Source organism: Vibrio sp. SBT000027, from assembly GCF_963894355.1.
In the GTDB taxonomy this organism is placed as follows: Bacteria; Pseudomonadota; Gammaproteobacteria; order Enterobacterales; family Vibrionaceae; genus Vibrio; species Vibrio splendidus.
The window spans coordinates 341,463-366,067 of sequence record NZ_CAWQGD010000001.1; the positions used below are offsets into that span (position 1 = coordinate 341,463).

25 protein-coding genes are annotated in these 24,605 nt (G+C 42.5%); 14 read left to right on the plus strand and 11 right to left on the minus strand.

The window, feature by feature from the left end; all coding sequences use genetic code 11:
- Positions 1–355: 355 nt before the first annotated feature.
- The 4 genes from AACU28_RS01485 to add all read right to left on the minus strand — a co-directional run bounded on the left by AACU28_RS01485 (position 356) and on the right by add (position 3,716).
- Complete coding sequence (locus tag AACU28_RS01485; protein ID WP_121602175.1) at positions 356–928, minus strand: sugar O-acetyltransferase; 573 nt, start codon at positions 926–928, stop codon at positions 356–358.
- Between the two features lie 337 nt (positions 929–1,265).
- A complete protein-coding gene (locus tag AACU28_RS01490) occupies positions 1,266–1,508 on the minus strand; it encodes a hypothetical protein (RefSeq protein ID WP_147434300.1) in 243 nt (80 codons plus the stop codon).
- A gap of 32 nt (positions 1,509–1,540) precedes the next feature.
- Positions 1,541–2,449, minus strand: coding sequence for a LysR family transcriptional regulator (locus AACU28_RS01495; RefSeq protein ID WP_121602176.1), 909 nt, complete (start codon positions 2,447–2,449; stop codon positions 1,541–1,543).
- Between the two features lie 268 nt (positions 2,450–2,717).
- A complete protein-coding gene (add, locus tag AACU28_RS01500) occupies positions 2,718–3,716 on the minus strand; it encodes an adenosine deaminase (protein ID WP_017085530.1) in 999 nt (332 codons plus the stop codon).
- A 120-nt stretch (positions 3,717–3,836) separates the two neighbouring features.
- Here add and AACU28_RS01505 point away from each other — a divergent pair, with 120 nt between their 5' ends.
- From AACU28_RS01505 to AACU28_RS01525, 5 genes are all read left to right on the plus strand, one after another.
- Positions 3,837–4,784 (plus strand): LysR substrate-binding domain-containing protein, encoded by a 948-nt coding sequence (locus AACU28_RS01505; protein ID WP_017082825.1) that lies wholly within the window; start codon positions 3,837–3,839, stop codon positions 4,782–4,784.
- A gap of 122 nt (positions 4,785–4,906) precedes the next feature.
- The gene (locus AACU28_RS01510) at positions 4,907–6,361 is read left to right on the plus strand and encodes a glutathione synthase (protein WP_121602769.1); all 1,455 of its coding nucleotides are present in this window, start codon (positions 4,907–4,909) and stop codon (positions 6,359–6,361) included.
- A 212-nt stretch (positions 6,362–6,573) separates the two neighbouring features.
- Positions 6,574–7,092: a TetR/AcrR family transcriptional regulator gene (locus AACU28_RS01515; RefSeq protein ID WP_121602177.1), complete on the plus strand. Its 519-nt coding sequence runs from the start codon at positions 6,574–6,576 to the stop codon at positions 7,090–7,092.
- Positions 7,089–8,144 carry an alcohol dehydrogenase family protein gene (locus AACU28_RS01520; RefSeq protein ID WP_121602178.1) on the plus strand — a complete coding sequence of 352 codons (1,056 nt, stop codon included), beginning with the start codon at positions 7,089–7,091 and terminating at the stop codon, positions 8,142–8,144. The genes AACU28_RS01515 and AACU28_RS01520 overlap by 4 nt, the downstream gene beginning before the upstream one ends.
- 235 nt (positions 8,145–8,379) lie before the next feature.
- Positions 8,380–9,474, plus strand: a complete 1,095-nt coding sequence (locus tag AACU28_RS01525) for an HDOD domain-containing protein (protein ID WP_121602179.1) — start codon at positions 8,380–8,382, stop codon at positions 9,472–9,474.
- A 101-nt stretch (positions 9,475–9,575) separates the two neighbouring features.
- Here AACU28_RS01525 and AACU28_RS01530 read toward each other — a convergent pair whose 3' ends face one another.
- The 5 genes from AACU28_RS01530 to AACU28_RS01550 all read right to left on the minus strand — a co-directional run bounded on the left by AACU28_RS01530 (position 9,576) and on the right by AACU28_RS01550 (position 14,660).
- A complete protein-coding gene (locus AACU28_RS01530) occupies positions 9,576–9,974 on the minus strand; it encodes a DUF1090 domain-containing protein (protein ID WP_121602180.1) in 399 nt (132 codons plus the stop codon).
- Between the two features lie 153 nt (positions 9,975–10,127).
- Positions 10,128–11,648 carry an SgrR family transcriptional regulator gene (locus AACU28_RS01535; protein ID WP_121602181.1) on the minus strand — a complete coding sequence of 507 codons (1,521 nt, stop codon included), beginning with the start codon at positions 11,646–11,648 and terminating at the stop codon, positions 10,128–10,130.
- Between the two features lie 10 nt (positions 11,649–11,658).
- A complete protein-coding gene (locus tag AACU28_RS01540) occupies positions 11,659–12,669 on the minus strand; it encodes a Gfo/Idh/MocA family protein (RefSeq protein ID WP_121602182.1) in 1,011 nt (336 codons plus the stop codon).
- Between the two features lie 113 nt (positions 12,670–12,782).
- A complete protein-coding gene (locus AACU28_RS01545; RefSeq protein WP_121602183.1) occupies positions 12,783–13,682 on the minus strand; it encodes a homocysteine S-methyltransferase family protein in 900 nt (299 codons plus the stop codon).
- 108 nt (positions 13,683–13,790) lie between these two features.
- A complete protein-coding gene (locus tag AACU28_RS01550) occupies positions 13,791–14,660 on the minus strand; it encodes a phage integrase N-terminal SAM-like domain-containing protein (RefSeq protein ID WP_121602184.1) in 870 nt (289 codons plus the stop codon).
- A gap of 792 nt (positions 14,661–15,452) precedes the next feature.
- Between AACU28_RS01550 and AACU28_RS01555 the strand changes: the two genes are divergently transcribed.
- On the plus strand, positions 15,453–15,842 hold the full coding sequence (locus tag AACU28_RS01555) for a hypothetical protein (RefSeq protein WP_121602186.1): 390 nt from the start codon (positions 15,453–15,455) through the stop codon (positions 15,840–15,842).
- Between the two features lie 695 nt (positions 15,843–16,537).
- Here AACU28_RS01555 and AACU28_RS01560 read toward each other — a convergent pair.
- Positions 16,538–17,083, minus strand: a complete 546-nt coding sequence (locus tag AACU28_RS01560; RefSeq protein ID WP_121602188.1) for a hypothetical protein — start codon at positions 17,081–17,083, stop codon at positions 16,538–16,540.
- A gap of 399 nt (positions 17,084–17,482) precedes the next feature.
- Here AACU28_RS01560 and AACU28_RS01565 point away from each other — a divergent pair, with 399 nt between their 5' ends.
- A complete protein-coding gene (locus AACU28_RS01565) occupies positions 17,483–18,187 on the plus strand; it encodes a hypothetical protein (RefSeq protein WP_121602190.1) in 705 nt (234 codons plus the stop codon).
- Positions 18,188–18,536: 349 nt separating this feature from the next.
- Here the strand turns inward: AACU28_RS01565 and AACU28_RS01570 are convergent, their stop codons facing one another.
- Positions 18,537–19,562, minus strand: a complete 1,026-nt coding sequence (locus AACU28_RS01570) for an IS110-like element ISVisp6 family transposase (protein ID WP_121602191.1) — start codon at positions 19,560–19,562, stop codon at positions 18,537–18,539.
- Between the two features lie 92 nt (positions 19,563–19,654).
- Between AACU28_RS01570 and AACU28_RS01575 the strand changes: the two genes are divergently transcribed.
- The 7 genes from AACU28_RS01575 (at position 19,655) to AACU28_RS01605 (ending at position 24,580) form a co-directional block, all read left to right on the plus strand.
- The gene (locus AACU28_RS01575; protein ID WP_121602192.1) at positions 19,655–20,047 is read left to right on the plus strand and encodes an NUDIX hydrolase; all 393 of its coding nucleotides are present in this window, start codon (positions 19,655–19,657) and stop codon (positions 20,045–20,047) included.
- 141 nt (positions 20,048–20,188) lie between these two features.
- A complete protein-coding gene (locus tag AACU28_RS01580; protein ID WP_121602193.1) occupies positions 20,189–20,911 on the plus strand; it encodes a hypothetical protein in 723 nt (240 codons plus the stop codon).
- 71 nt (positions 20,912–20,982) lie between these two features.
- A protein-coding gene (locus tag AACU28_RS01585; protein WP_121602194.1) for an IS3-like element ISVisp1 family transposase occupies positions 20,983–22,163 on the plus strand; the annotation gives its coding sequence in 2 pieces (ribosomal slippage) (positions 20,983–21,268 and positions 21,268–22,163; 1,182 coding nt in all).
- Between the two features lie 144 nt (positions 22,164–22,307).
- Positions 22,308–22,646 carry a hypothetical protein gene (locus tag AACU28_RS01590; protein ID WP_259462563.1) on the plus strand — a complete coding sequence of 113 codons (339 nt, stop codon included), beginning with the start codon at positions 22,308–22,310 and terminating at the stop codon, positions 22,644–22,646.
- Between the two features lie 160 nt (positions 22,647–22,806).
- A complete protein-coding gene (locus AACU28_RS01595; RefSeq protein WP_147434301.1) occupies positions 22,807–23,538 on the plus strand; it encodes a hypothetical protein in 732 nt (243 codons plus the stop codon).
- 212 nt (positions 23,539–23,750) lie between these two features.
- Complete coding sequence (locus AACU28_RS01600) at positions 23,751–24,053, plus strand: hypothetical protein (RefSeq protein ID WP_241762592.1); 303 nt, start codon at positions 23,751–23,753, stop codon at positions 24,051–24,053.
- A gap of 143 nt (positions 24,054–24,196) precedes the next feature.
- Positions 24,197–24,580, plus strand: coding sequence for a hypothetical protein (locus AACU28_RS01605; RefSeq protein ID WP_054542608.1), 384 nt, complete (start codon positions 24,197–24,199; stop codon positions 24,578–24,580).
- The last annotated feature ends 25 nt before the right edge of the window (positions 24,581–24,605 follow it).

The window sequence follows — 24,605 nt, forward strand, 5'->3', positions numbered from 1 at the left end:
GTTAATTTATTAGGTGGGAAGTATCAAAAAGCTGTACTTAGGAATTTAGTCTAGCTTGATATCACAAAATATTCGCGAGTGACTGGTATTTCATTGAGTTGGTGACCAGTGAAAACCTTGTTATAAGGAGTGAGGAGGTTAGTTAAATAGAGAGTGGAATTATTGAAGCGTAATCATATTATATAATTATGTTCTAAATTTTTATGTATTTATTCTATTTATTGTTAGACCTGAAAACTATTTGATGCCTCACAATTTATAAGAGCGTTTAAGCGAGCAAATGGGATTACACCTTATCAGTGGAAGAAAGGCCATGTTGAGTGATAAACATGGCCTTTCTTAGATTGCTTCTGAACTAGTCGCTTTGTTGCTCAGTATTCAAATGCCGAATCAACTTGGCTGGAGTGCCACCGTATAAGCAGTCTGGTGGTACATCACTGTTAACCACTGAGTTCGCTGCGATAACAGAGCGAGCGCCAATTGTAACGCCTTGGTTGATGACCGAGTTTCCGCCAATCCAAACATCATCTTCGACTGTAATAGGTAGACAGAAAGTCTCCCACTTACGACGACTGAGGTGATCCAGTGAGTGAGAGGCCGTGTAAAATTGGGCACTTGGCCCCACCAATACATTGCTACCGATCTTGATGTTCGCACCATCTAGCATTACTACGTTCATGTTGATAAAGGTGTCGTCACCGATCTCAATGGTTTTACCAAACTCACAATGAAACGGGGGACGGACAACGCTGCTGCCTACTTTACCAAACAGGTTAGCCTGAAGACTTGGTAGCTGAGTATCGTCTGAACATTGATTCAAGTCTGATAGCGCCTTGCTAGCGTGAGTGCGAATGTGGTCTATCTCATGGTCTGCACCATCAAAAATCTCGCCGGATAGCATTTTCTCGAGTTCTGTTTTCGTTTTCATCGCTTGCACCTCACTAGTCAACATGGGTACTAGAATACGGATAATTAGACATAAAAAAAGAGAAAAGCCTCAGCCTTTCTCTTCCTGTTTTTATTCAAGCTAGCCATTAATTTCGCGTTGTCCACGAATGCATAGATGAACAATAGTAATAATTATTGTGTGATGACTAGCTAAATGGGCAACTCACTTATTTGTCTACTCATTAGATCGACTCGAAACTCTTTACCCATGAGCTCGTACACATTGAATTGAACCATATTCCAATGTTCTTCAAAGTTGTATTCAAAAATACTGTCGCCTGTTTCTAGGCTTTGGGTGAGTGTCCACTCGTGATGACTTAGAATGAGTAACTTTGATTGCGATCTATTGAAGAGGTCGTTAATGCCGATAATTCGTCATGAAACGTTTTTAACCTATCTCTACAAGCTGTCCAGTCTGCAAATTCGACGACAGACCAATCTTCTTGAGGCTCACCACATACGTCGTTGTATGAAGCGCAGCCCGAGGTAATCAGTAATAAGATGACACTTGAAAGTTTTGGTACTAGATTCACGTTCTTGTCCGGTTGTTTGGTTTGCAACCAGAGTAAGTCACTTCGCCGTCAGGTTATAATCACATCTGTAGGGTTAGACCCTCATATTGTCGGGCATGAATGCACAGCGATTCTATTAGTTTGCTTCGAATAGGCCCACTTTGCGATTGGTTCATGGACCAAATAGCTAATGGAAATCTAAGCTTTGTATTCAGTTCTTCAACGTTGAGTTCAATGAGTTTTTCGAGTTCTAATTCGTTTTCGACAATGTGTGCGGGTACAACAGCCCAACCTTCACCTAACGTCAATAGTGCGATGAAAATACTAATATTTTCTATTTTTTGGATATTGGGAGAAACGATGATTTTCCTAGATATATCGTTGTAGTCTTCAAGCAGTATCTGACGATGTGCACCTAGATCTCGTGCGTTTAGCTTTTGTTTTGAATTAGGGAAAAAAGATGGGCTTGCGACCACCTTGAATGGCATGCTCATTAGATGTACATAGTCTGTGGAGCTTGCGCCTTGGGTATTGTTATCTAGCAGAACAATGCCCAAATCAGTCTCTCCCGTTTGTAGAGAATCCCTTGTTTGATCAGTACTTCGATGAAGCCAGTGCACATTTACATAAGGATATTCTTTTCTTATATCCATCATTACGGATGCAATCATTTCTGATGGAACCAATCCGCTATGGTAAATCGTAATGTTACTCTCAACGCCTGACTCAATAGTCATGCATAGATTTTCGAATGCTATCGAGCTGTCATTAAGGCTTTTGGCGTGCCGAAACAGTGCATGACCATGCTCAGTTAACACTGGGAATTTTCCATTGCGGTCGAACAAAGTCATGTTCGTTTCGATTTCTAGATTACTAATGACCTGACCAAGCGTTGTTCTGTGCTTGTTTAAGTGCCTAGCAGCTGCACTAAACGATCCTGTCTCGACAACGGCAACAAATGTCCGTACCTGCTCGTAACTAATATTCATGTGATGATCAAACCCTGCAGAAATGATTTCTATGTGACACTAGTCTTTGACACCTTGCTCGTCATTATTTTTAAGTGAAAAGAGTGATAGATGATGTGAAAAGGGTCGGTATCAATTGGGTGCCGATGCTTATATTCTCGACTTTTTTATTCCATTTAATAGAACAAAAAAAAGCTCTCAAAAAATTGAGAGCCTTAAATGCATTATCTGCCTAAATACATTATCTGTCTAAATACAAGGCTAGGCAGCTTAAGTTATGTTTCGCAAATTAGATTTGCTCAACGAAACCCATTAGGTGCTGTTTCACTTCGTCTGAAGCAAAAGCGCTGTCTACAGAGTACTTGTAGATCTCTGCGTAGTCTTCTTTAGTTAGACCGAACGTTTCACACACACGCTTCACTTCGTTAGTCATGGTTGTGTTCGACACAGTACGGTTGTCTGTGTTGATAGTCACAACGATGCCGTCTTTCTTGAATTCAGCAATTGGGTGGTCGCTGAATTTGTGAATACATTTAGTTTGAACGTTACTTGTTGGGCAAGTCTCAAGCGCAACTTGCTTCTCTTTAACGATGTTGTACGCGTCTTCGTTACCTTGGATGTGAACACCGTGGCCGATACGCTCAGCGTCAAGCAGTGTTACTGCATCGTAAACGTTTTGACCGTGCCATTGTTCACCAGCATGAACTGTAATGCGGTAGCCTTTTTCAAGAGCGTATTGCGTGTACTCAGGGAATTCAGCGCAGAAGCCCGGCTTTTCACCGCCAGCAATATCAAACGCAACCACACCTTTACCTAGGTAAGGTTGGCCTGCGTCGATCACGTCTTTGATAGAATCTTTCGGGAACATACGAAGCACAGACATGATGTAGTTGCCCTTGATGTCGTATTTCTCTTCTGCGCGCTTCATGCCTTTTACTGCACTTGCAATGATCGTATCAAGAGACAAGCCCTTGTTTACGTGCAGGATTGGTGCGAAACGAACTTCTAGGTACTTAACGTTTTCTAGTGCAGCGTCTTCGTAAAGCTCGAAAGAGATACGCTCAATCGCTTCTTCAGTTTGCATTACTTGTAGTGGCAGGCTGAAACAAGCCAGATACTCATCTAGGTTTTTACAATCTTCTGGCACCGTTAGAGATTGAACAACCGCGTCGCGATCTTCAGGTAGTTCGATATTGTACTGTTTTGCTAGGTCAATAATCGTATCTGGGCGAACACTTCCGTCTAGGTGGCAGTGTAAATCAATCTTTGGTAGTGCTAGAAAATCCATGAGTATTCCTTAATTCTATTATTATTTGAGCGTGTTAACTCACATGCGCTAAATTTACCAAGACCATGATATGATTTAAAGTGACAATTAATCATCATTAACCTGAATTTAGGGAATATCATGGTAGATGTTAAAAGCTTACTTAAATGCGACATGAATTTGCTGCTTTGCCTACATGTTCTTATTGAAGAACGAAGTGTGAGTAAAACAGCAGAGCGACTCTTTTTGAGCCAGTCTGCGGTAAGTAAACAGCTCACTAAGCTGAGAGCTTTGTTTGATGATCCGCTGTTTGAGCGTGAATCCAAAGGGCTATTTCCCACACCCAAAGCACTCGCGTTAGCGCCTAAGATCCATCAAATCCTACTGCAAATCGAAAAGCTGACCGTTCCCGAAGTTTTCGACCCTAAAGACAGTGAGCGTACCTTCACTATAGACCTTGTCGAAACCGCCTACACGGCGATTTATCCGCACTTTATGCCGACCGCGCTCGCGGATGCGCCTCATATTACCGTTAACAGTTCAACGTGGAGCAGCGATAGCTTCAAGCGATTATTAAAGCGTGAAGTGGATTTTGGTATCGGTATTTTTGAGCTGGATGAGCGCGCTTCTACCCACGTGCAGTGTATTCCTGATGCGCTTGACTACGTTGAGCTGTGCTTGGATTACTCGGTGTGTTTGATGCGTAATGACCATCCTGCGTTGCAAGAGGAGTGGAATCTCGACACCTTTTTGAAATATCGACATATACAGTTGGTGACAGGAGGTGCGGGTGACTGGCTATTGATGGAGGTGCTCAATTCTAAGCAACTGGAGATCAACAAGGCGGCTAACGTTTCAGATATCACCAGTGCCATCAAGCTGTGCAAGCAGAGCGACTTGTTAATGTGTTATCCATACAACTCGGTACGCGATTACATTGATAGCGGAGAGTTGGTGATGAAGCCCGTTCCGGTTGATTTGGTACCGGGAGGTTTGTTCCTATTGTGGCATAAATACTTCGATTCAGAACCGAGCCACAAATGGTTGCGCGATCTGATCGTCAATAAGACCCAAGACACTCAGATGTGAGTCATCAACTGAAGTATTCAAAGAAGTGAAAGGTTTTTCGCTTTTTTTCGTCTTTTTAGAGTGGGCATCGTCTTAGTAGAGCGCTTAATTCCAGTTAATAGTGAGAGACTAAAATGAATCCAATGCTCATGTCATTGATTCCGCAACAAATTATTGAAGATACGTGTGAGTGGGCACTCATGCACGGCGTCGCGTTTCGACAAGCTGACAATACCGCGAGACATTGCCCGTTCAGTTTGGCTCCAATGACAATGGAGCGTAAGGTTTATGAACACTTGTTGAAGGTAACACCGCTTATCACCAAGCTCATCAATAATGTTTCTGAAGACCACGACTTTTTACAGTCATCATTGAGCGATATGGCGAAAGCCGATCCGTTTTTTGGTCGCTTGATGGAGTTGCATCAACAAGCCCATGGCAGTGCGGGTGAGCGCTTGAACCCAGCTCGCCAACCATTGCTATTAATGCGCACTGATTTCATGGATGACCGTCAACACGGCGCAAAAGTGATTGAGTTTAATGGCATTGCTGCAGGAATGGCTCCGTTTGGGCAAAAGGCCACAGAGTTCCATGATTACATGCAAAATCAATGGCCTGAGACTTATCAGAGCTGGCTTGAAGATAAATCTGCGACTCCTGCTGAAAATCAAGGCTTAACGCAGTTGGCTTATGGTATTGCGACTTCAGCAAGAAAAGTGCGAGCTGACTTTAATGATTCAGATAAGCCAACATTCTTGATGGTAGTGCAAAAGAATGAAGACAATGTTTACGATCAACACCTACTCGAAATTGAACTGAAAAAGCAGGGTGTACGTACGGTTCGTCGCACCTTTGAACAATTGAGCTGTCAGCTTTCATCAGGTGATAATCAACGCTTGTTACTGAAAGATGTCGGCGCTGTCGATGTGGTGTACCTAAGAGCGGGCTATCAGTATTCAGATTACTGGGCTCCCGAGCTAGATGAGTCGGTTTGTTGCCACACGCTAAGTCAGACTCGCTTGTTTATGGAGCAACACCATGTCGCGATGAACGCGACGATAAGCCAGCAATTAGCGACCAGTAAAACCATGCAAATGTTACTGACCATGATGCCAGCAGCAGAATACGCACGTTGGGGTTTAACGCTAGAAGAAGCCGAACTGGTCAAGAGTGTTCTGGCTGATATGAAGCCTATCACCAGTGAATCGATTGAATGGTTTAACACCCAAGCTGATAAGCAAGAGTGGGTTTTGAAAAACCAAGGCGAGGGCGGTGGTCATTGTGTTTTTGGTGACGACATCAGCGAACAACTGAGCCAGCTTAAACCAGAAGAGTACGACGCGTGGGCATTGATGCAGCGCTTGTACCCGCATGAGCGTGACGTGCCGACCATTGCTGTACGTGACACCCAACAAACGCTAGTGACAGATTTAGTCAGCGAAGTCGGCCTATTCACCGCTTACTATCAAGGCAAACCCGTTACCGAATTGGACGGTTACGCGGGCTACTTAATCCGCAGCAAACCTGCCAGCGAAAATGAAGGTGGAATCCACAGTGGAAAAGGGATTTTGGATTCTTTAACACTGATTGAATCCTAATTTCACTAAGCAATAATCTAGTGGTTTTGATAATTGAAATCCCGCATCTACTAATTGGATCCGGGATTTTTCATTTTTAGGGCTCTATAAAAAGATCTCATTGACACGGGTAGAGTGATCGTTCTACTCTGTGGGTAGAGCAACCATTCTACCTGTTGTTATACCTATCACTGTTACTTACTACGATTGGTATTCAGTATTAAGAGAGCACTATGTTGAGAGAACAGATTGCAGCAAGCCTTGAAGTGGCGTTTAGCCAGCAAGGTTTTGCGGAACCGAGCGTTGCACAGCTGAAAACCGCTTGCAACGTGAGCCTGAGAACCTTGTATAAACATTTTCCTTCAAAAGAAGCGATGATCGTCGGGGCCTTAGAACATCGTCATCAGCGCTACTTGAGTCTGCTGTTGGAAGATTCCCCTAGCTCGGGCTACCAAACGATTACTCATATCTTCAACAAGCTTCAACAGTGGATGGAAGAGTACGCGCCGCACGGTTGTTTATCTATGAACGCACTGGCTGCTTTTCCTGACAACGAACTAATTAACCAAGCCGTAATCGAGCATAAGAAAGAAGTTCAGGCGTTAATGGCTAAGCAAAGCCAAAGAGACGACCTCGCTTCAGAGCTCTTTCTACTTCATGAAGGCGTATCAAGTGCGTGGCCAGTATTGGGCGAAGAAGCAGTGGCATCGGCACAGAATATGGTGACAAAATTACTCAAGGAAACAGTATGAATTTTGAAGTCCCAAAAACAATGAAAGGCGCAGAGATGCTAGGACACGGAGGGGCAGAAATGCTTGGTTACCGTGAAGATATCGCTGTTCCTCAAATTGAACCTAATGAAGTGCTGATCAAGGTGATGGCCGCAGGCGTTAATAATACCGACATCAACACGCGAATTGGTTGGTATGCGAAAAGTGATGATTCAGACGATGCCAGTTGGTCTGGCGAAGCGTTGAAGTTCCCTCGCATCCAAGGTGCTGATGTGTGCGGTTTTATCGTAGCCGTTGGTAACGAAGTCCCTGCTGATCGTATTGGTGAGCGTGTTCTGATTGAACCTTGTCTGACTGAGGTTTATGGGCAAAATTTACCACAGCCATGGTATTTCGGATCTGAGTGCGATGGCGGTTTTGCTGAATACACCAAAGTAGCAGCTAAGCACGCTTACGCGGTGAACAGCACAATGTCGGATGTTGAGCTGGCGTCTTTCCCATGCTCTTACTCAACCGCAGAAAACATGCTGACGCGTGCCAATGTAGCTGAAGCTGATCGCGTGCTTATCTCTGGCGCATCGGGCGGTGTAGGCTCTGCGGCTATTCAGCTAGCAAAAGCTCGCGGCGCGTATGTGATTGCGATTACCAGCCCAAGCAAGAACCAACAGCTACTTGAACTTGGCGCTGATGAAGTGATTGCCCGTGATGCGGATTTGGTTAACGCACTAGGCGAAAGTAGCGTGAATGTGGTTATCGATTTAGTGGCAGGTGATAAGTGGCCGGAATTCCTTGGAGTGCTGAAACCACATGGTCGCTATGCTGTATCTGGCGCAATTGGTGGCGCTATGGTTGAGCTTGATGTCCGAACTTTGTATCTCAAAGACCTTAGCTTTTTTGGTTGCACGGTTTTAGAGCCACAGGTATTCCAGAATCTAGTAGACCGTATTGAGCAGCAGCAGATTGGCGCCATCGTCGCAGAGTCTTATCCGCTAGCCGATATCCATAAAGCGCAAGATGAGTTCTTAAAGAAAAAACACGTTGGTAAGTTAGTGTTGGAAGTCGCTCAGAGCTAACTTTAGACAGTGTCACGCATCTAATCTATGTAAGAGCGAGCAAGCATTATGTGTTCGCTCTTTTTGTTTCTGGCGAATACAGGAGGCCTAGTCTCGCAGGTTGTTGAGTAACAGATCTTATACAGTTGAAAAGTTAATGATTCATTTGTCACTGTGTGGTTTATTAATTAACTGTGCGATAATCACCGCCGTTATATATCCCTATCTATGTTGTATTCATCTAGGAGCCGTATTGATGTTTAAAAGGGTATTGCAGGCACTATTCTCGCCTTTTGTTGATTCAAAAAACAAACCCTCTGCAGAGCCTGTCCAAAAAGAGCAACAACAAATCGTTGCTACTGATTCTGTTCGGTCTTCAATCTTTGTTCCGCCTTCGTCAGCTCAACCATCATCATTAATCGTCGATAATACGCTTAGCCTTCACGATGGTGAGTTCCTTGATTATTTGTTTGGAGAGTCTCGTCTTCGAACGGAGTCAGACCCATTTAGTGATTTTGTCGCTTGTCAGATCGAACGTTTGATTCGCTCTCCAAAAGCTTTGCTTAATGAACTGCCAGTGATGCCAGCCTCTGTAACCACGTTAATGGCAGAATTACAGAGCGACGAGTTTGATGTTGACGCACTACTAACAGTGATTGAACGCGAGCCGAGTATGGCTGCCGATGTGATTAAGTTGGCAAATAGCGCCTTTTACAAACGCAATGAAAAACAGGTTACCGACCTAAAAACAGCATTCCTAAATATGGGTTCTCAAGGGCTTATAGAAGGGGTAGTGAATAGCTACATGAAGAACTTCACGCCGGGCAACAATATTTACTGGCGTCACTTCGGTGAGAAAATTTGGAATCACAGTGTTCAGACGGCGTCGTTTTCTAAGGAGTTGATGAAAGACTCTTCATCTCAAGAAGATCAAGCAGCGGCATACTTTGTTGGGTTGATTCGCAACTTAGGCAAGATGATCATTTTCCAGATGATGGTAGAAGCCTTCAAACATGTAGATCCTTCTGTTCCGCCTAACTCGTTGGCATTGAAGCGCCTGATGAACAGCTATTCTATTCGCCTGACTTACACCATTGCTAAGTTCTGGGAGCTGCCAGAGTCTGTGTTGACCGCAATTGGCTACCAAGAGTCGAGCCGATACGAATGCACACCACTTGGTCAAGCTGTGTTTGAAGCTAACTACTTGAGTGAGCTGTGCTATTTACTGGAAGAACAAACGATTGAAGTCGAGCAGTTTAAGCGCAGATGCAAAGAGACACTGATGTCTCCGGCGGCATACAAAGTGGCTAACCGGATTTATAAAGAGTCTGAATTGGCGCTAGTAGGATAATAACGCCTGGCGTTGGCTAGGTTGATTCTGAAGTCGTCATAAAGCGGTATTTTCTAAATGGTCTTACTAAGCAGTAAGACCGTTTTTGTTTCAATTATCGATTAAGGGATCTTAGCCAGTTCTTGCTTTAATTTATCGATTTTACGCAGTTCTTTTTCGATCTTACCCTCATACTTTCGGATTTTATCCGCTCTATCGTCTCTTTTTGCTTCTTCTAGGTCAGCTTGGTATTCAGCTAAATCTTGTTCATTGGATTCAATCTTCTCACGGAGATCATCCTTCAAACCTTCATTGGTGCAGTTCTCTTTAGCCGCTTCCAACGCCGTGGTTAATCGCTCTACTTTGTACTGATTGTCGTACTGTTCCGCTTTCTTTATTTGATATTCGATCTCACAGAATTTCTTTTCACAACCTGTTAGCGCGTCGCATTGGGTGCTTGCCATGCTGTTAAAAGAGAATGCGCAAAGAAACAGTAATGAGCCTTTTAGGTGTCGAGTCATGGTTTACCTTCTTATTTGGGGCTATTTAGTTTGTGCTTATATTTGTTGAGTCTCACTTCGAGAGTACATTAGCACCCCATTTCTTTGCTATTGGCAGGGGAGTGTTAAAGATAAGTCGCTGTGCCTAATGACTTATTTTGAACACGACTAGACTTACAAATGGCTAATCCATAACTTATCGAGTTCGCACCAACCAAAGCCATTCACTTGTGCGCCGTGTATCTTTTCAGAAACCTCTAAGTTGAACGCCTCTTGCTTGAGCTCAGTCACAACCCCAGATTCATGCAACCATTGCTTTAGTTCCAACAGTGCATTCATCGCTAACTCAAAGTTTGGCTGGTTTGTTATTGAGGTTAAGCCTTGTTCGATTTTCTCTAGCATCTCAGCAGGTAAAGTTAAGTCCTCAAACGGGAAGCGAGTGAAAAAGCTTAACCACGAAGTGAAGGTGTCGTTCTCATCAATAATGCTACACAACACGACGTCTTTGGTAGTTAGGTAGTTAGTTAGGTAGTGGCCATATTCCACGTTGGTTTTGCTGTCGCCGGATACTGATAATTGATCGAAAAGGTTTTGGCATTCAGAGGTGTCTTCAACGGTGAATTCGCGCTCTGTTTTCGACAACGCTGGGTTTTGAATCTTAAAGAAGGTTGAGCCGAATTCCGGTTGGGAAGCATGGTTATCGCAACGCACAGTGATCGTTTTCTCGGGCAGTTTCACGCACACCTGATTTTGAGCGCAGGCTTTGCTCTGTGCCCATTCCGGGTAGACCCACAACTCGACTCGATTAAGAATCGGCGTGCTGTGTGAATACGCGCTATTGCGGCTTAATCTCAACATATTGCTTGAGAAAATGTCTAATGAGAACGCGCCAGAACCAATCAGCCTATCAGTCGGTGATGAGGGATCAAATACGGAGGCTTCAGCTCTGGCAAGTAGGCGTGGTAAATGCCAATCAGGTTGATTCAGTTTCACGACAACCACATTGCCTGCCGCGATAGAGACCTCATCAATATGCTGATAACAACGACGCCATATTTTGCTTTGGCAGAGCGAGTTAAGGTTGCGCGCTATGTCTTGAGGTTCGAGTGTTCGACCGTTATGAAAGTGAACACCATTACGAATCTGAAAGTGCCACTGTGTTGCATCTTGATTAGCCTGCCAATGATAAGCCAGATCGCCGCTGAGTTGACCGTGTTGAACGGAGGTTAGGCGTTGGCAAACTTGCATCACTAAGAAACGTTCGGTGCGTCTAAGTACTCGTTGAGGGTGAAGAGCCTCGAGTTCTCGGTGAAAGGGGATATACGCGATATTCTGCGCCGATGGATTGGTATTGCTTAGAAAGGCTTGTAACTCAGCGCCAGCATTGCGGCCGTTGAAGCTTAAGGTGCTAAACACCTGTTCTATGTTGCCTGCGTCAGCTTGGGTTTGTGCGTATTGGTAACACGCCTCTATGGGCTCAACCAGACACGTCAGCTGTGCTTTCTTACTTCGGCCTGAACTAGCTTGCCACTCAATCCAGCCTTGCGCTGTCATCGCTTTGAGTAAGGTCTGAACATGACGTTCACTCACGTGCAGCAGTGTGGCCAGTTGGTTGACCTGACAATGCGATACTCCAGGCCCAAAAGCCTGAAATATTTTTTCATACAGTTCAAGCTTGCGCTTAAGGTTGCCCAATTTGCTTTTCCTAACGACGAGGTTGAGTTAAATGTGGATAGCCAGAGTCAATGAGTGCGTTTTCCATCGTATCGAGAACTCGAGAGGTTATCTCTGAGCTTAGGATATTCGACTCAGTTTTGCCTTGAAGCACCAAATCTGAAAAATGGTCGATTTCAAATTCGAACCCATTGCCCGTCACTCGTTTGTTGATGGTCGACTTCTGCCCTTGATGTTCAATCTCAATAAAGGCCGGATTCCACCATTTTTCGTGAATCGTGATCTTGGTATCTGGCCCACTCAAATGTGCTGACCGGGGAAGATTTTGCACTGTTGATGCCGATATCTTACCGTTCATATCACCAGAGAAGGTAAAGCACGCATCGGTATCAACATTTGCCCCCTCATAAAGACACGACATCTTTACCTGAGGTTTTGAAGGGTTCACACCCAGCGTTCGACACAGATCGTAGAAGAACCAAAGCCCATAGACGCCGACATCGAGTGTTGCTCCGCCTGACAAATCCGGATTGAAGATAAACAAATCGGGCTCATAGTCATGATGGTTACCAAAGCTGGCTTCAATTGAGTCTATCTGAATGTTGTTGTCGACCAAGAATGACTGGAGCTCACGATACGCGGGAAACACCACGGTTTTCATCGCTTCTAACAGCATCACGCCATTTTGATTTGCAAGGGCTTTCATCTCAAGCCAATCACCAAGATTGGTGAAAGCTGGCTTCTCGACCAATACGTGCTTATTGCTCTTTAGAAACAACTCGGCGAGTGGCTGGTGGTATGGGTGAACCGTAGCGATGTAAACTGCTTCAACACTTGGGTCATTCGCCATCTCTTCATAAGAACCATAAGCCTTGTCGCAACCAAACTTGTTGGCGAATGTGGCTGCGCGTGTATGGTCTCTCGCGGCAACCGCATAAAGCTCACCATGCAGACAGTGTTCTGTGACTGCCGTTGCGAATCGATTGGCGATATTACCTAGCCCTGCGATGCCCCATTTAATTTTGCGTTGCGTGTCGCTCATCTGTTGCTCCAAATCGTTGTTTTGTATCAGTGTACTCAGAGACGTCACATACAAATAGAGAACAGATTTCTCAACCTGTTCTCTATTTATTTTATTCTAGTTGAAGCTCAGGATTAGCTCTGTATGGAGCGTTTCCAATCGGCTAGGGCTTGAATGTGTTTTGGTCCGATGCCACAACAGCCACCGATAATATTCGCGCCCAGTGCATGCCAGCGTTTGGCATATGCTAAGTAACCTTGGCCATCCAACTCACGCATTTCTTGAAACATGTCATTCGCTTCATGCTCGCTGCTGATAGGTGCAAAGTTATTGGCGTAGACACCAACTTCTAAATCACTGCCTAGCTCACCGATCACTTTCTTAGTATCAATAATGGCTTGATCCATCACTTCAGGTACTGAGCAGTTAAACATAATGCCTGTTGCGTTTGATTGGCAGGCAAGTTTGATCGCTTCTGTTACGCTCTCGCCTGAACGAATATTGGCAGAATCGCCCTTGGTGTCTTCCAAACTGAATGCGTAGTAACACGGCTTATCGGACTGCTTAAGAACCGCATGAATGGATTCAAATTCTTGCAGGCTACAGATGGTTTCCGCTATCCAAAGATCGATGTTTGGATCTTGGGCATCGTAAAGCGTTTGAATGATTGGCGCCGCTTCTTCTACCTTAAACAAGTCTGGTCGGTAGCTGCCAAATGGCGGTGGAATCGCGCCCGCCACTTTCACGGTGTGAGAAGCGTTGACAGCAACTGCTTTAGCCAGCTCACCAGACAGTGCGGCTAGTTCAAAGCCTCGCTGCTCGAACAGCTCTTCACCCAAGTGAAAAGGCACACAGGCGTAGCTATTGGTGATTAGGATTTCAGCACCTGCATCGACAAAGTTTTGATGCGCTTGGCTAACAAATTCGGGTGCTTCAATCAGCGCTTGAGCACTCCAAAGCGGTTGAGAAAATGGCGCGCCAATTTCTTTGAGTTCTCGGCCCATGCCGCCATCAAGTATGGTTAGTGTTTTCATATTCAATACTATCTAAACAATTGCTGAAGTTCTGCCGCCACCATATCAGACAACCTTGTCAGACAGAAGCCATCAAGCCAAGGTTCAACTATCGATGAGGGGGTTTCGTTATAAGCCGTCTAGCGGGCTAGTCGTGCCACTAAAGTGTTGCCCAATAACGTGAGTGTATATCTGAGTTGTCTTAACATCACTGTGCCCCAGTAGCTCTTGAACCGTTCTGATATCGGAGCCTGACTTTAGAAGTTGCGTAGCAAAACTGTGCCTGAAAGTATGACAACTAATTCGCTTGTGGCGCAATTTATTAGAGTTAGTCGCCTTCTTCAGCGTTTTTCGGAGTACCGAATCATGTAGGTGGTGTCGGCATACGATCCCCGACTCAGAGTATTGAGTGACGGATTTTGATGGGAATAGGTACATCCAAGCAAGTTGTCGATAGGCACTAGGGTATTTTTTACCTAATCGGTGAGGCAAAGATGGCCCAAACCCATTCAAGTTATCTTTAGCGAGCAGAACTGCAACTTGTGAAATTTTGTCTTGTATAGCTTCAGTGAGTGAAAAACTTAAAATTGTCACTCGGTCTTTATTTCCTTTCCCATTGTGAACAGTGAGAGACCCTTGTTTTAGATCTATTTCATTGATCACCGAGATAGCTTCCGCATGATTGAGTACGCTAGGAATTTTTCGAGACCGAGTCGCATAGCTAAACCCTAAGTCTCCTAGAGGTTGCTTAATAAATTGATTGTATAAATAGGCTAGAGCATTGAGAGCTACCTTTTGAGTATTGATGGCTACTTTTTGTTGATTAGCTAAATGAGAAAGAAAGGAGACAACTTCAGCGGCATGCATCTGTTCAGGGTGTTTAAGCTTATGAAAATGAATGAAGTATTTTACCCAGTAACAGTAGGCTTTGATTGTCTTGCGACTATAGCCTCGCATTGTCATATGTTCGCAAATTGCCTGCATGAATTGACTCGCCATATATCCCCCTCACAAAATCTGTACATACAGACAGTTTATTGCTTGTTGAATAATTAATGACTTAAAAAAGAGTGGTTTTTAACTCTGATTGAGCACGAATTTAACGAGAGTTTGATTTTAAATTATTGATTAATATATAGATTGGTGAGTGGTTAAGAATGAAAACGAGCGTTATATAGGCGGCAATGTGTGCTTGCACGTTTTCACACTTAATGTTTAAACCCACTTTTATATTAAATGCATAGCATTCAGTTGGTTATGAGCGACCTTTTTGATATGTTAAGCGGATGGATTCGTGATTGCACGATATTAAAATGTTATGTTTTCGGAGGGAATATGAGTAGTTATAAGAAGCTATTCGAGTGTGTGAGACCTGACTTTATTTGTAATCTCACAGCGACTCGGACCGAAGAACAAGGAGTTCTGAAGCTTACTCTCAGAAGTGAACACGAAAATGTTGAACTCTATGGGTTTGAAGATTTGGCTGATTCAGTTAGTGATTTATTATCCTCTGAACGTATAACAATCTCAGAAGAACTAGGTACTTATAAAGAATTTGGCACAATACGAATTGAGTGTTGGGTAAACGAAAGTTACTCAGAGTATTGGTGTGATCGCGCGCATGTAGAACAAACATAACAAATTGCTTAAGAGTGATTCGCAACGCGTGCCATTTTTACCATGCGTCGTTTTTTGTGTTTAAGGTGGTCTGCAGAGGTTTGGGCATTGCGTGCTCACACCTTAGCAAGGCGTTATGTGTTTGTATAGTCATCTAAATTATAGGGAGCTTCAATGTCAGAAACAGAAAGTCCATATTCTACAAATACTCACGTATTGAGTGCTCGCAGATCTATTAAAATAGAGTTATCCGTTTGTTTGGTATTGGTACTATTAGCTCCACTAGTTGCTGTTTTAGCATACTTTGAAGTTTGCTTACCAAGCGGAGAATCGAGCGCAATATGGTTTCAACGAAGTGGTTCTATCGTAACGGTGTTTGCTGTGATTATAGATGCAAGATTAGCCGGCTTATTACGCTATACGTCGGAATCTGGTTTGCAGACAAGTTTAGATGAAGCCATCAGGAAAGGTCTGAAATTACCAGTTCAGTTAGTTGGAATTGTAGCTTTAATTATTACGGTTTTGGGAACACTTATTTGGGGATATGGAGATTTGTGGGTGTAACACATAACAAATGCATCAACACGATTTGCTACATTTGGCATTTTAGGTTTCTTTTAGTTTACCGTATTAAGTGGTAAATTGAGCTTAATCTGCATGGTAGCAAACGTGTTATGCAGGCGTTACACGAACTAAAGATAGCAGTTTTTTGGCTCAGTTCAGTGATAGAACCATTCGATTTTTAGATGTAAAAGTAGGGTGGTTTTCCTTCTTCTTTGTTTCCTTTTGGTGTTCGTTTCATCCGGTTCGGCAATTGACCATTATTGCCAAAAGTTCATGGGTTTCAGAAACTAATTCACGTTTCAATTGTTCATGGTTTTGCCTCATTTTACTCTGAATCAGTGTTTTCCTCGCAGCATTATCAATCCCAATTGTGGCAAGGATATTTGGTTTATCAGATCCAAACTTGCTGAAACCAAATCGTTCAAATGGTGTTAGAAAAAGGATTGTTTCGTTTCACAGTTATTGCCGTTGATTGGATAATTTGCTCGCTTAATTGAGCCAGTCTAATTAAAATCGTTTAACAGCAAATCTTGGTAAATCAGTTCCTTACCAATTAAAGCGAAGCGTTGACAAAGATCGTGTAACAAAGCAATCAACACGATGCTAATTACACTCGGCGTTTGTGGTTTGAAGTATAATTGGTTTGAAAAGTAAGGTGTTCGCACGTGTTATTGCGGCGTTAGCTGTCAACAGTACTAATTAATCTTATGATAAACTCTCTGAGTATGATGCTCATCAAACTTAGGGTATACATTCTTACATTGCTGCTCTACATAATTATAAGCTGCGGAAAAGCCGATCAGAGTTAACCTTGATGGAGGCTTATTATCCATAGAGACCAATATACTATTTCCAGCTTTCATTTCAGACACAAGCGTATCTGATATTTCTTTCATTCTTTGACCTTCGTTGCCATAATTCGGCCCATAATAACCATCAGAATGATGCCAATAATTCCCGCGTTTTCCATCTTGCTCGTCAATTTTCCATGCTATGTTAATTGGGTTAGCACGACTCGGTTGCTTGTTCTTGAACAAAATACGAGGAGTGTAGTACGAACCTCTAGGGCCCCATCCACAGGCTATTGCAATTCTGTATAGTGAGTCTTCGACAAAGGTTACTTCTTCTTTGTCACCCGTAAACTCATCTTCAATAACACTGGTATTCCAAGAACTTGCATAAGCAGTACCACTTGACAGTAATAGAGCTGGAACTAATATTGAGCTAACTTTGCTAAACATTGAAAGGCCTTGTAATGGGATATGTGTGGAATAACTTTGGAATTCTAAAAGATGTCGCTGTTGGCGAGAACTATCTAATTGTAACAAACAGTGAGCATCAGTATAGAAAGATGGCTATGCATACTTACAAAGGCACTTGTGTTGATGTAGAGAGAAAAGCAAAACAGTTGATTGGGAAATCAGTAAGAGTCAGAACTAGCCAAAACACAGATAAATGGCCGCCAGAGATTTGGTTTAGTGATATAGAGTAGCCTAGGACCGCTTAACGATATACAGCTAACAAGGCGCTCAACAGTGACCCTCAACGCGTGGCATTTTTGCTTCGCAAAAGTCTATGCCACGGTTTCGGGCACGTTAGCTTGGCGTTAGTTGCCTGCAGCTTTGACAATGGAGTAAACAGTGTTTTTTAAGATACCTACAAGGTTTGTATCAGAAGAATTAGAATTGCTTAAAACTTTTCATCAGCAACAAGAAGAGCAAATCTCTGACTTTATTACAAACATCGACCAGCACATTCAGACCGAGTGGCAAGAAGGTTGGCACCAGAACTATGCAGGTGATCCCGGTGAACTGATAGAGTACCCAGTTGAAAGACTGGGAAATGTCACAGAACAAGAATACAACCTGAGAGAGATTTTTACAGGTGTAATGCCAATGTATCAGAGGCAAGCAATGCTTCTTAGCATGTGGGCTTTATATGAATGCGAGTTTACAGCCTACTATTCTCATGTAGCTTCAATGTTAGGGCGGAGAGCTACACTTCCCAACCAAAATGGGCCGAGAGTAAGTCAGCTGACGCACATTACAAATTGTTTCAAACGACTTGGGTGTTTAGATATTGAATCAGATGAGTTTATTCAGGCGGTTGAAAGATTAAATGGTGAAGTTAGGCTTGTAAGAAATGCTTGGGCTCATAATGGTGGCAAGTTAAAAAATAATGATGCTATTGCTGATGTTGAAGGTATTACACTCTTAACTGGTCAAGTAAATCTTTCGTCTAACTACATTAATCAAGTATCTGAATTGATGGCACTAGTAACAAGCGAGTTGTCGGATTCCGTAGTAGAAGTAGTGGCACAGCATAAATTTGAAGCCGGCAACTAACAAAGCATTCAAGAGTGATTCGCAACGCTTGGCAGTTTCGCTTCGCTCAAGTATAGCCAAGCGCCGCTCACACCTTAATGCGGCTACATGGATTCCCCCGGTTGTCAAACATCCGCTAAACTTATGTTGATGGGTTTTGGACTGCCGCTCTACATTCGGCCTACTTATCGACGATTCGAATACGTCGTGGCCCTGATGACTTGCGCGACTGCGGTGCCTTATTCGTTAGATGACATCTAGTGTGTCCGCCGCATTAACAGGCTCTCCGCAAGTGGTCTTAACCTATCTCCATCATTAGCGTCTGCAATGACCCGGTGGGTTTAACTCTTTATGCTGCTTAGGTTTCTACTTAAGCAGCATAGTTTTCATATTCGGTTTGATTGTGTAAAAGCGACCATATAATTCGTGCGTTCTTCGCGGCAAGTGCCACTATCGCTCGGTTCATTCCTCTTCGTTCTAGAACGCCTCGACACCACTGACTTAGCTTATCTTGCTTGTCGCCAAGGTTGGCAATGACTGTCCTTGCCCCGTGAACTAATAGTGTTCGCAAGTATTTGTCGCCGTGTTTGGTTATCCGACCTAAGCGAGGCTTTCCTCCCGTCGAATATTGCTTTGGTACGAGTCCTAGCCAAGCAGAGAAATCACGGCTTTTATCAAATTGAGAACCATTGCCTATCGAAGCAAGTATCGCAGTAGCGGTTTGCGGTCCAATGCCACGAACCTTCATCACTCGTTGAACATTAGCGCTGACCTTAGCAAAAGACTCGAAGACTTGTTCAGTATCGGCGATACGTTGATTCAACTCTTCAAGGTGGTGATAAGCATCGGCAATCACCGTTCTTGCGAGATGTGGCAGTTCATTTTCTGCATCTTCAAGCATTAAGGGAACGTGTTTCATTAATGAAGAGCGGCCAACAGGAATGATTAACCCGAACTCAGAGAGTAGGGCGCGCATGCGATTCATAAGCGCGGTGCGTTCACGAACCCAATGCTCTCTCATTCTATGTACCGATAAGATGGCTTGTTGCTCGGGGGATTTTACGGGTACAAAGCGAGTTGATGGACGCTGAACAGCTTCGCATATGGCAACAGCATCATTAAGGTCGTTCTTTCCTTTAGTTCGATAAGGAATTACGTATTTAACGGCCATAATGCGGGCATCGTGCCCAAGTTTATTGAGTGTTCTTGCCCAATAATGTGCACCACCACACGCTTCAACGCCTATACGCATGAGTGGCATATTTGCTATTGTAGTCAGTAGTTTAGAGCGAGTTACCGACTTATGAAGTATGACCTTACCATTTTGGTCTACGGCATGAAGACTGAAGTGGTTTTTAGCTAGGTCGATACCGCAGAAATAAGAATAATCAGACATGGTGCCTCCGATGCATTTAAGTACCACATAAGTGTGGCAGATCCTCGGTAGGGGGAATCCATGTCATTCGTTAGAACTTATAGGGAAATTTGATGGTTGTGCACGAATGTGTATCGTTTTTGCTGGTAGACAATGATAGCGTCTTGCTTGAAAGACGTAGTGAACACAAAGAAACAGATGCAGGTAAAATTAATATCCCTGGCGGCCACATAGACGATGATGAAAGTCAGGTTCAAGCTTTGTTCCGTGAAGTAAGAGAAGAATTAAATGTAAGCCCATTATCGTATAAGTACCTTTGCTCTCTTTATCACCCAACTAGTGAGTTGCAATTAATTCACTATTATTTCGTCGAGAGCTGGAATGGTGAAATTTCAGCTCAGGAGGCTGAGAGTGTACATTGGTATCCATTGTCATCGGCCCCAGTCGATATCGAGGCTGATAGTTTGGCTCTAGCTGAGTTTCAAAGAGTGAGTCAATATCTGTGAGCCCAGTTCTAACAAGCGCTTCAAGGTGATTCGCAATACATGGCATTTTTGATTCAAATTGGTTTAGTGTTTACGGTGCAATGCAGCCAGTTCGGTTTCGTTGCTCACAACTTAAGCGAGCGTTAGGGAGCTAGGAGAAATATGTCATATCCTCATTTATCAGAGCAGTCATTTGTACAGTTAATCTCTGATGCGATTCATTTTTACAAGATGTCTATTGAAACTGATGACCCGTATGAAAGTCAGAAGTTCGCCAGATCATCTATTTTGTACTCAACGTTGTCATTAGAGTCAGCAGCTAATTGCTGTTTGTATTCTCTTCAAAGTTCACGTAATTTTATCAACGATCTTGAAAAGACAACCGCATTTGCGAAGTTAGATCTATTCGCGCAGATTAGCGAAAACAAACATATAGATCGGTCACGTGTAGAATTTCAGAGAGTTTCTGAACTAAAAAAAGTACGAGACTCTTTTGTACACCCTAAAAAAGTTAAAATACCTTTAGAGTTTTCTGTAAATGACATGGAAGGTGATTTTAGAGAGTTGGGTTTGCATTTTGAAGCGAACCCAATGAAAGGCACTGGAATAGATCGCTCTTCAATGTTTTGGTTTAGTAGTGATGCAAAGTCTGCTTTGTCTGCTGTTTTTAGTTTTTTCGAATACTACTTTGTAACTCTACTTAATCACGATTCAAAGACTGTAATGGCATTGTTGTCTGATGCAGTTCATATCAATGAAGAAAATGCTTTTCTGTTTCATAATAAAGCACTAGAGAAAGACTTGATGTTTTTAAAGCAACAGAAGATAAAGCAAACATTTTTAAACTTAGGTGAGTACAAGCAACTAAATGTAATCGCACCCTAACAAACGCTTCAAGAGGGATTCTGTAGTTGACCCGATCTAGTGGACACCTTCAATAGCAATTGGAGGTGTTTATGCCAGCTTATAAATCAGGTAAAAAAACTCAACAATATCTTACGGAATTTAAGGTAACTGCTGTCCGACTTTCGCTTCGAGAAGGAGCTACAGTTAAAGGCGTGGCGCTATCATTAGATATCCACCCTTATATGCTTTCTAAATGGCGAAAGGACTATAGAGAAGGGGTTATTATGGAAGATAAACGTAAGAAAAGGACTCAGATCCCGAGCCAGAAAACTGAGTCTAGTCGGATTGCAGAGCTCGAACGTCAGAATGAACAACTTAAGCTCGAGAATGATTTGCTAAAAAAGTGGCAACGATTCGTTGCCCAAGAAAATCGACAAAATTCCGATTCATAGCCTATTACAAAACGCGTTATTCCATTGTATTGATGTGCCGTTTTCTATCTGTTTCTAAGTCGGGTTACTACGCATGGCTTGATAGAGAGCCAAGCCGCTACGTTCAAGAAGAGCAGGCTTTGAAGAAGCGTATAATTAAAGTGTTTACTCAGAGTCGAGAGACTTACGGCAGCCCACGAGTTCATGCAAAACTGAGGCGCCAAGGAGTTTTGGTTAGCCGCAAGCGTGTGGCTCGGATCATGAGAGAGCAAGGGCTGAGAGCACGAAGTTATCGCATTTACATGAAAATGGCCAAGCTACATCGGTTCTATCAATCGATTAAGAATATTAAAAAAGACACACCAAAACCAACGGCAGTTAATCAACAATGGTCTGGAGATCTAACGTATATAAAGCAAGGTAAACGTTGGATGTATCTAGCCGTCGTTATCGACCTTTACTCACGTAAAATCGTCGGTTGGTCGCTTGGTAGTAAGAAGAGTACACAGCTAACGATGAGTTCGTTGAGAATGGCCATTAGAAATCGAAAGCCACAAGAGCGCTTATTGTTTCATACCGACAGAGGCTCTGAATATCGAGCCCATGAAGTTCAAGCTTTATTATCAAAAAATGGAATTGTCCCAAGTATGAATCGTCCAGGTCATTGCACTGATAATGCGGAGGTGGAGTCGTTCTTCCATACGCTCAAAGGCGACATAATTAGGAAAAATAGTTTTAAAAGTGAGAAGCAGCTTAGAGATAAACTTGCCGGTTATATCCAGCATTTTTATAACCGTTATAGACTGCACTCAAGTCTTGGATATCGAACCCCGCATGAATATGAAGTAACGACGGGTTAAAGATAATAGGGTGTCCATTTTATCGGGTGAAGATCATTCATAAACGCGTGCCATTTTCGCTTCGCTACAATTTTGGCACACATTTACTCACCCCTTAAGCGGGCGTTATAACCTTGTTTTGCAATGAAACTTAGTGAAAAAATAATGAATATCCCTATAATGTCCACTTTAAATAAAGGGGTAATTATGTTCGGCATTTTTAAACGCAATAATTTTTTAATAGTAAGTATATTAGCGCTGGTAATCAGTCCAGTGGCAAACGCAGATATGTTCGAACCAAGTCCATCTTGCAGTAAACCTTACAAGCCATATCAGTTTAATAATCAATATGAAGTTGATAATTTTAATAATGATGTACAACATTATAAAGAGTGCATCAATGATTTTGTAGAAGAACAGAACGACGCAATTAGAACTCATTCTAATGCGGCTGAAGCAGCTATTGAGGAATGGAATAATTTTGTTAATTATGAACTTAATTAAATTCAGCGTAGGGTTATAACAAATGCATCAACACGATTTGCTACATTCGGCATTCTAGGTTTCTTTTGGTTTACCAAGTTAAGTGGTAAATTTAGGCTTAATCTGCATGATAGCAAACGTGTTATGCAGGCGTTATGCAGTTTTTATGAAAGGGAATGTTGTGGAAAAAATAGTTTATTTCTTACCTTTGGTGCGTTTAGTTAGCGTTGTTTTTGTGACTTTAGGAGTTACGATTGCTGTAATGACGTTTATTACAAATCGTATAGACAAAAGAGATGAAAAGGTTCATAAAAAATCATCATTTTATTTAGAGCGCTGTGAAGATGCACTTAAAGAACTGTGGAAAAATTTCACTAAGACTCAACTTGATGAGATTGGTAACTATACTATTGTAGAAATACTTAATAGCTATGATGAACTAAAAAAGAAGATAACAGTTGAAGAGCATAAACACGCACTTAATTTGACAGAATCTCGTTATATTAATTTAATATATAACGTTATTTCACAAGCAGATCTTAAATATGTTGTTGGCTTGGATATCGATGTCTTAAATATGGATTTTGATGATGTATATAAAGAAATGAAAATAACAGCAGAATCATCCTTACCTAATAATTACATTATTAAAGGTTCAAATTATTTTTATGGCCATTTAATGTATAAAAATGGGGCTAGTACCGAGTTATTTGAAGTTGTTGCTGCATTTATAAGCGACAAAGAGAAAGGTACAATTGCGAGTTCATATAAAAATAATCAGCGTGCATTAAAATCACTACGTCGTAAATTACCAGTATTTATGGCAGCGTATAGTTACCTTGTTGGCGTTGAGCAAAAACGAGAATTAACAGATCTGCCAAAGCCAATTTCAACTATATTAAAAACTGCATAACAAATGCATCAACACGATTTGCTACACTCGGCGTTGTCAGTTTGCCTTTAGTTTCAGTGATTAAGGCATTAAAATTCAGGTAAGTCTGTATCGTAGCAAACGTGTTATGCAGGCGTTATGTTTGAGGTATAAAAATGTACGTACGATTTGTCGTTGATCAGTTCGATGAGGATTCAAATCAGAGAACAGGCATATTTCAGGCAATCAGTTGTATGAAGAAACAAGAAGTATTCTACGACTATGAACTTGAACATATCGCCGAGGTGATGGGGTGGTTCGATGAAAACCTTGAATCTCCTCTAGACTACTTAAACAAACAGAAGTCTAAGAAATCTGATGTGTATATCAGTTGGTTTCTTGAGTCTTCCTCTGAACACATATCTAAAGTACGTGAGTTCGTTTTCTTAGTCGAAAGTAAGGGGGTCGCAGTTGATCAACTAAGAACAGAAACCCCTGGTAAAATAGTTTACGCCGATAAATATCAGGTGTTTGCTAAGCCATTCAGGCGTTTCTAAGCAAACATAACAATAAATTTAGAGTGATTCACAACGCTTGGCGCTCTCACTTCAAGTAAGTTTAGTGTTTATGACACAATGTTTTAGGTAAGGTAGTAGCGTTGTTCACACCTTAACTTGGCGTCATATGTACGGAGTGTTTTATGAATATATGGATATTTAGCTCGGGGTTATTAGCCCTGTTTACTACGTTAGTACATGTATTTGCCGGTCAAATAGACCCGGTTAGACCTTTTCTTAAATCGAAGCTCGATGATATACCGAAAGCGACACTTCTAGCTTGTTGGCATCTTGTCTCGGTCACTTTGTTTGTTAGCTCATTAATGCTTTTATACGTCGGTTGGTATGGTATTGATTCACTCTATTTCCTAATCCAGTTGCTAGGTTTTTTGTATATTCTGTATGCATCGGTGTTTGTGGCTGTTGGGCTGTATTTTTTTGGAGCGAAGGTTTTTGTAAAGCTTCCTCAATGGATATTGCTCCTTCCAATCGGCTTTCTAGCAAACTATGGCGCAATGTATGTATAACAAATACTATGGCGCCAATAACTAA

Coding starts and splice junctions, on each gene's coding strand:
- AACU28_RS01485 (WP_121602175.1), bottom strand. CDS start 928: ATGAAAACGAAAACAGAACTCGAGAAAATGCTATCCGGCGAGATTTTT.
- AACU28_RS01495 (WP_121602176.1), bottom strand. CDS start 2,449: ATGAATATTAGTTACGAGCAGGTACGGACATTTGTTGCCGTTGTCGAG.
- add (WP_017085530.1), bottom strand. CDS start 3,716: ATGGATTTTCTAGCACTACCAAAGATTGATTTACACTGCCACCTAGAC.
- AACU28_RS01505 (WP_017082825.1), top strand. CDS start 3,837: ATGGTAGATGTTAAAAGCTTACTTAAATGCGACATGAATTTGCTGCTT.
- AACU28_RS01510 (WP_121602769.1), top strand. CDS start 4,907: ATGCTCATGTCATTGATTCCGCAACAAATTATTGAAGATACGTGTGAG.
- AACU28_RS01515 (WP_121602177.1), top strand. CDS start 6,574: ATGTTGAGAGAACAGATTGCAGCAAGCCTTGAAGTGGCGTTTAGCCAG.
- AACU28_RS01520 (WP_121602178.1), top strand. CDS start 7,089: ATGAATTTTGAAGTCCCAAAAACAATGAAAGGCGCAGAGATGCTAGGA.
- AACU28_RS01525 (WP_121602179.1), top strand. CDS start 8,380: ATGTTTAAAAGGGTATTGCAGGCACTATTCTCGCCTTTTGTTGATTCA.
- AACU28_RS01530 (WP_121602180.1), bottom strand. CDS start 9,974: ATGACTCGACACCTAAAAGGCTCATTACTGTTTCTTTGCGCATTCTCT.
- AACU28_RS01540 (WP_121602182.1), bottom strand. CDS start 12,669: ATGAGCGACACGCAACGCAAAATTAAATGGGGCATCGCAGGGCTAGGT.
- AACU28_RS01545 (WP_121602183.1), bottom strand. CDS start 13,682: ATGAAAACACTAACCATACTTGATGGCGGCATGGGCCGAGAACTCAAA.
- AACU28_RS01550 (WP_121602184.1), bottom strand. CDS start 14,660: ATGGCGAGTCAATTCATGCAGGCAATTTGCGAACATATGACAATGCGA.
- AACU28_RS01555 (WP_121602186.1), top strand. CDS start 15,453: ATGTCAGAAACAGAAAGTCCATATTCTACAAATACTCACGTATTGAGT.
- AACU28_RS01560 (WP_121602188.1), bottom strand. CDS start 17,083: ATGTTTAGCAAAGTTAGCTCAATATTAGTTCCAGCTCTATTACTGTCA.
- AACU28_RS01570 (WP_121602191.1), bottom strand. CDS start 19,562: ATGTCTGATTATTCTTATTTCTGCGGTATCGACCTAGCTAAAAACCAC.
- AACU28_RS01575 (WP_121602192.1), top strand. CDS start 19,655: ATGGTTGTGCACGAATGTGTATCGTTTTTGCTGGTAGACAATGATAGC.
- AACU28_RS01580 (WP_121602193.1), top strand. CDS start 20,189: ATGTCATATCCTCATTTATCAGAGCAGTCATTTGTACAGTTAATCTCT.
- AACU28_RS01590 (WP_259462563.1), top strand. CDS start 22,308: ATGAATATCCCTATAATGTCCACTTTAAATAAAGGGGTAATTATGTTC.
- AACU28_RS01600 (WP_241762592.1), top strand. CDS start 23,751: ATGAAGAAACAAGAAGTATTCTACGACTATGAACTTGAACATATCGCC.
- AACU28_RS01605 (WP_054542608.1), top strand. CDS start 24,197: ATGAATATATGGATATTTAGCTCGGGGTTATTAGCCCTGTTTACTACG.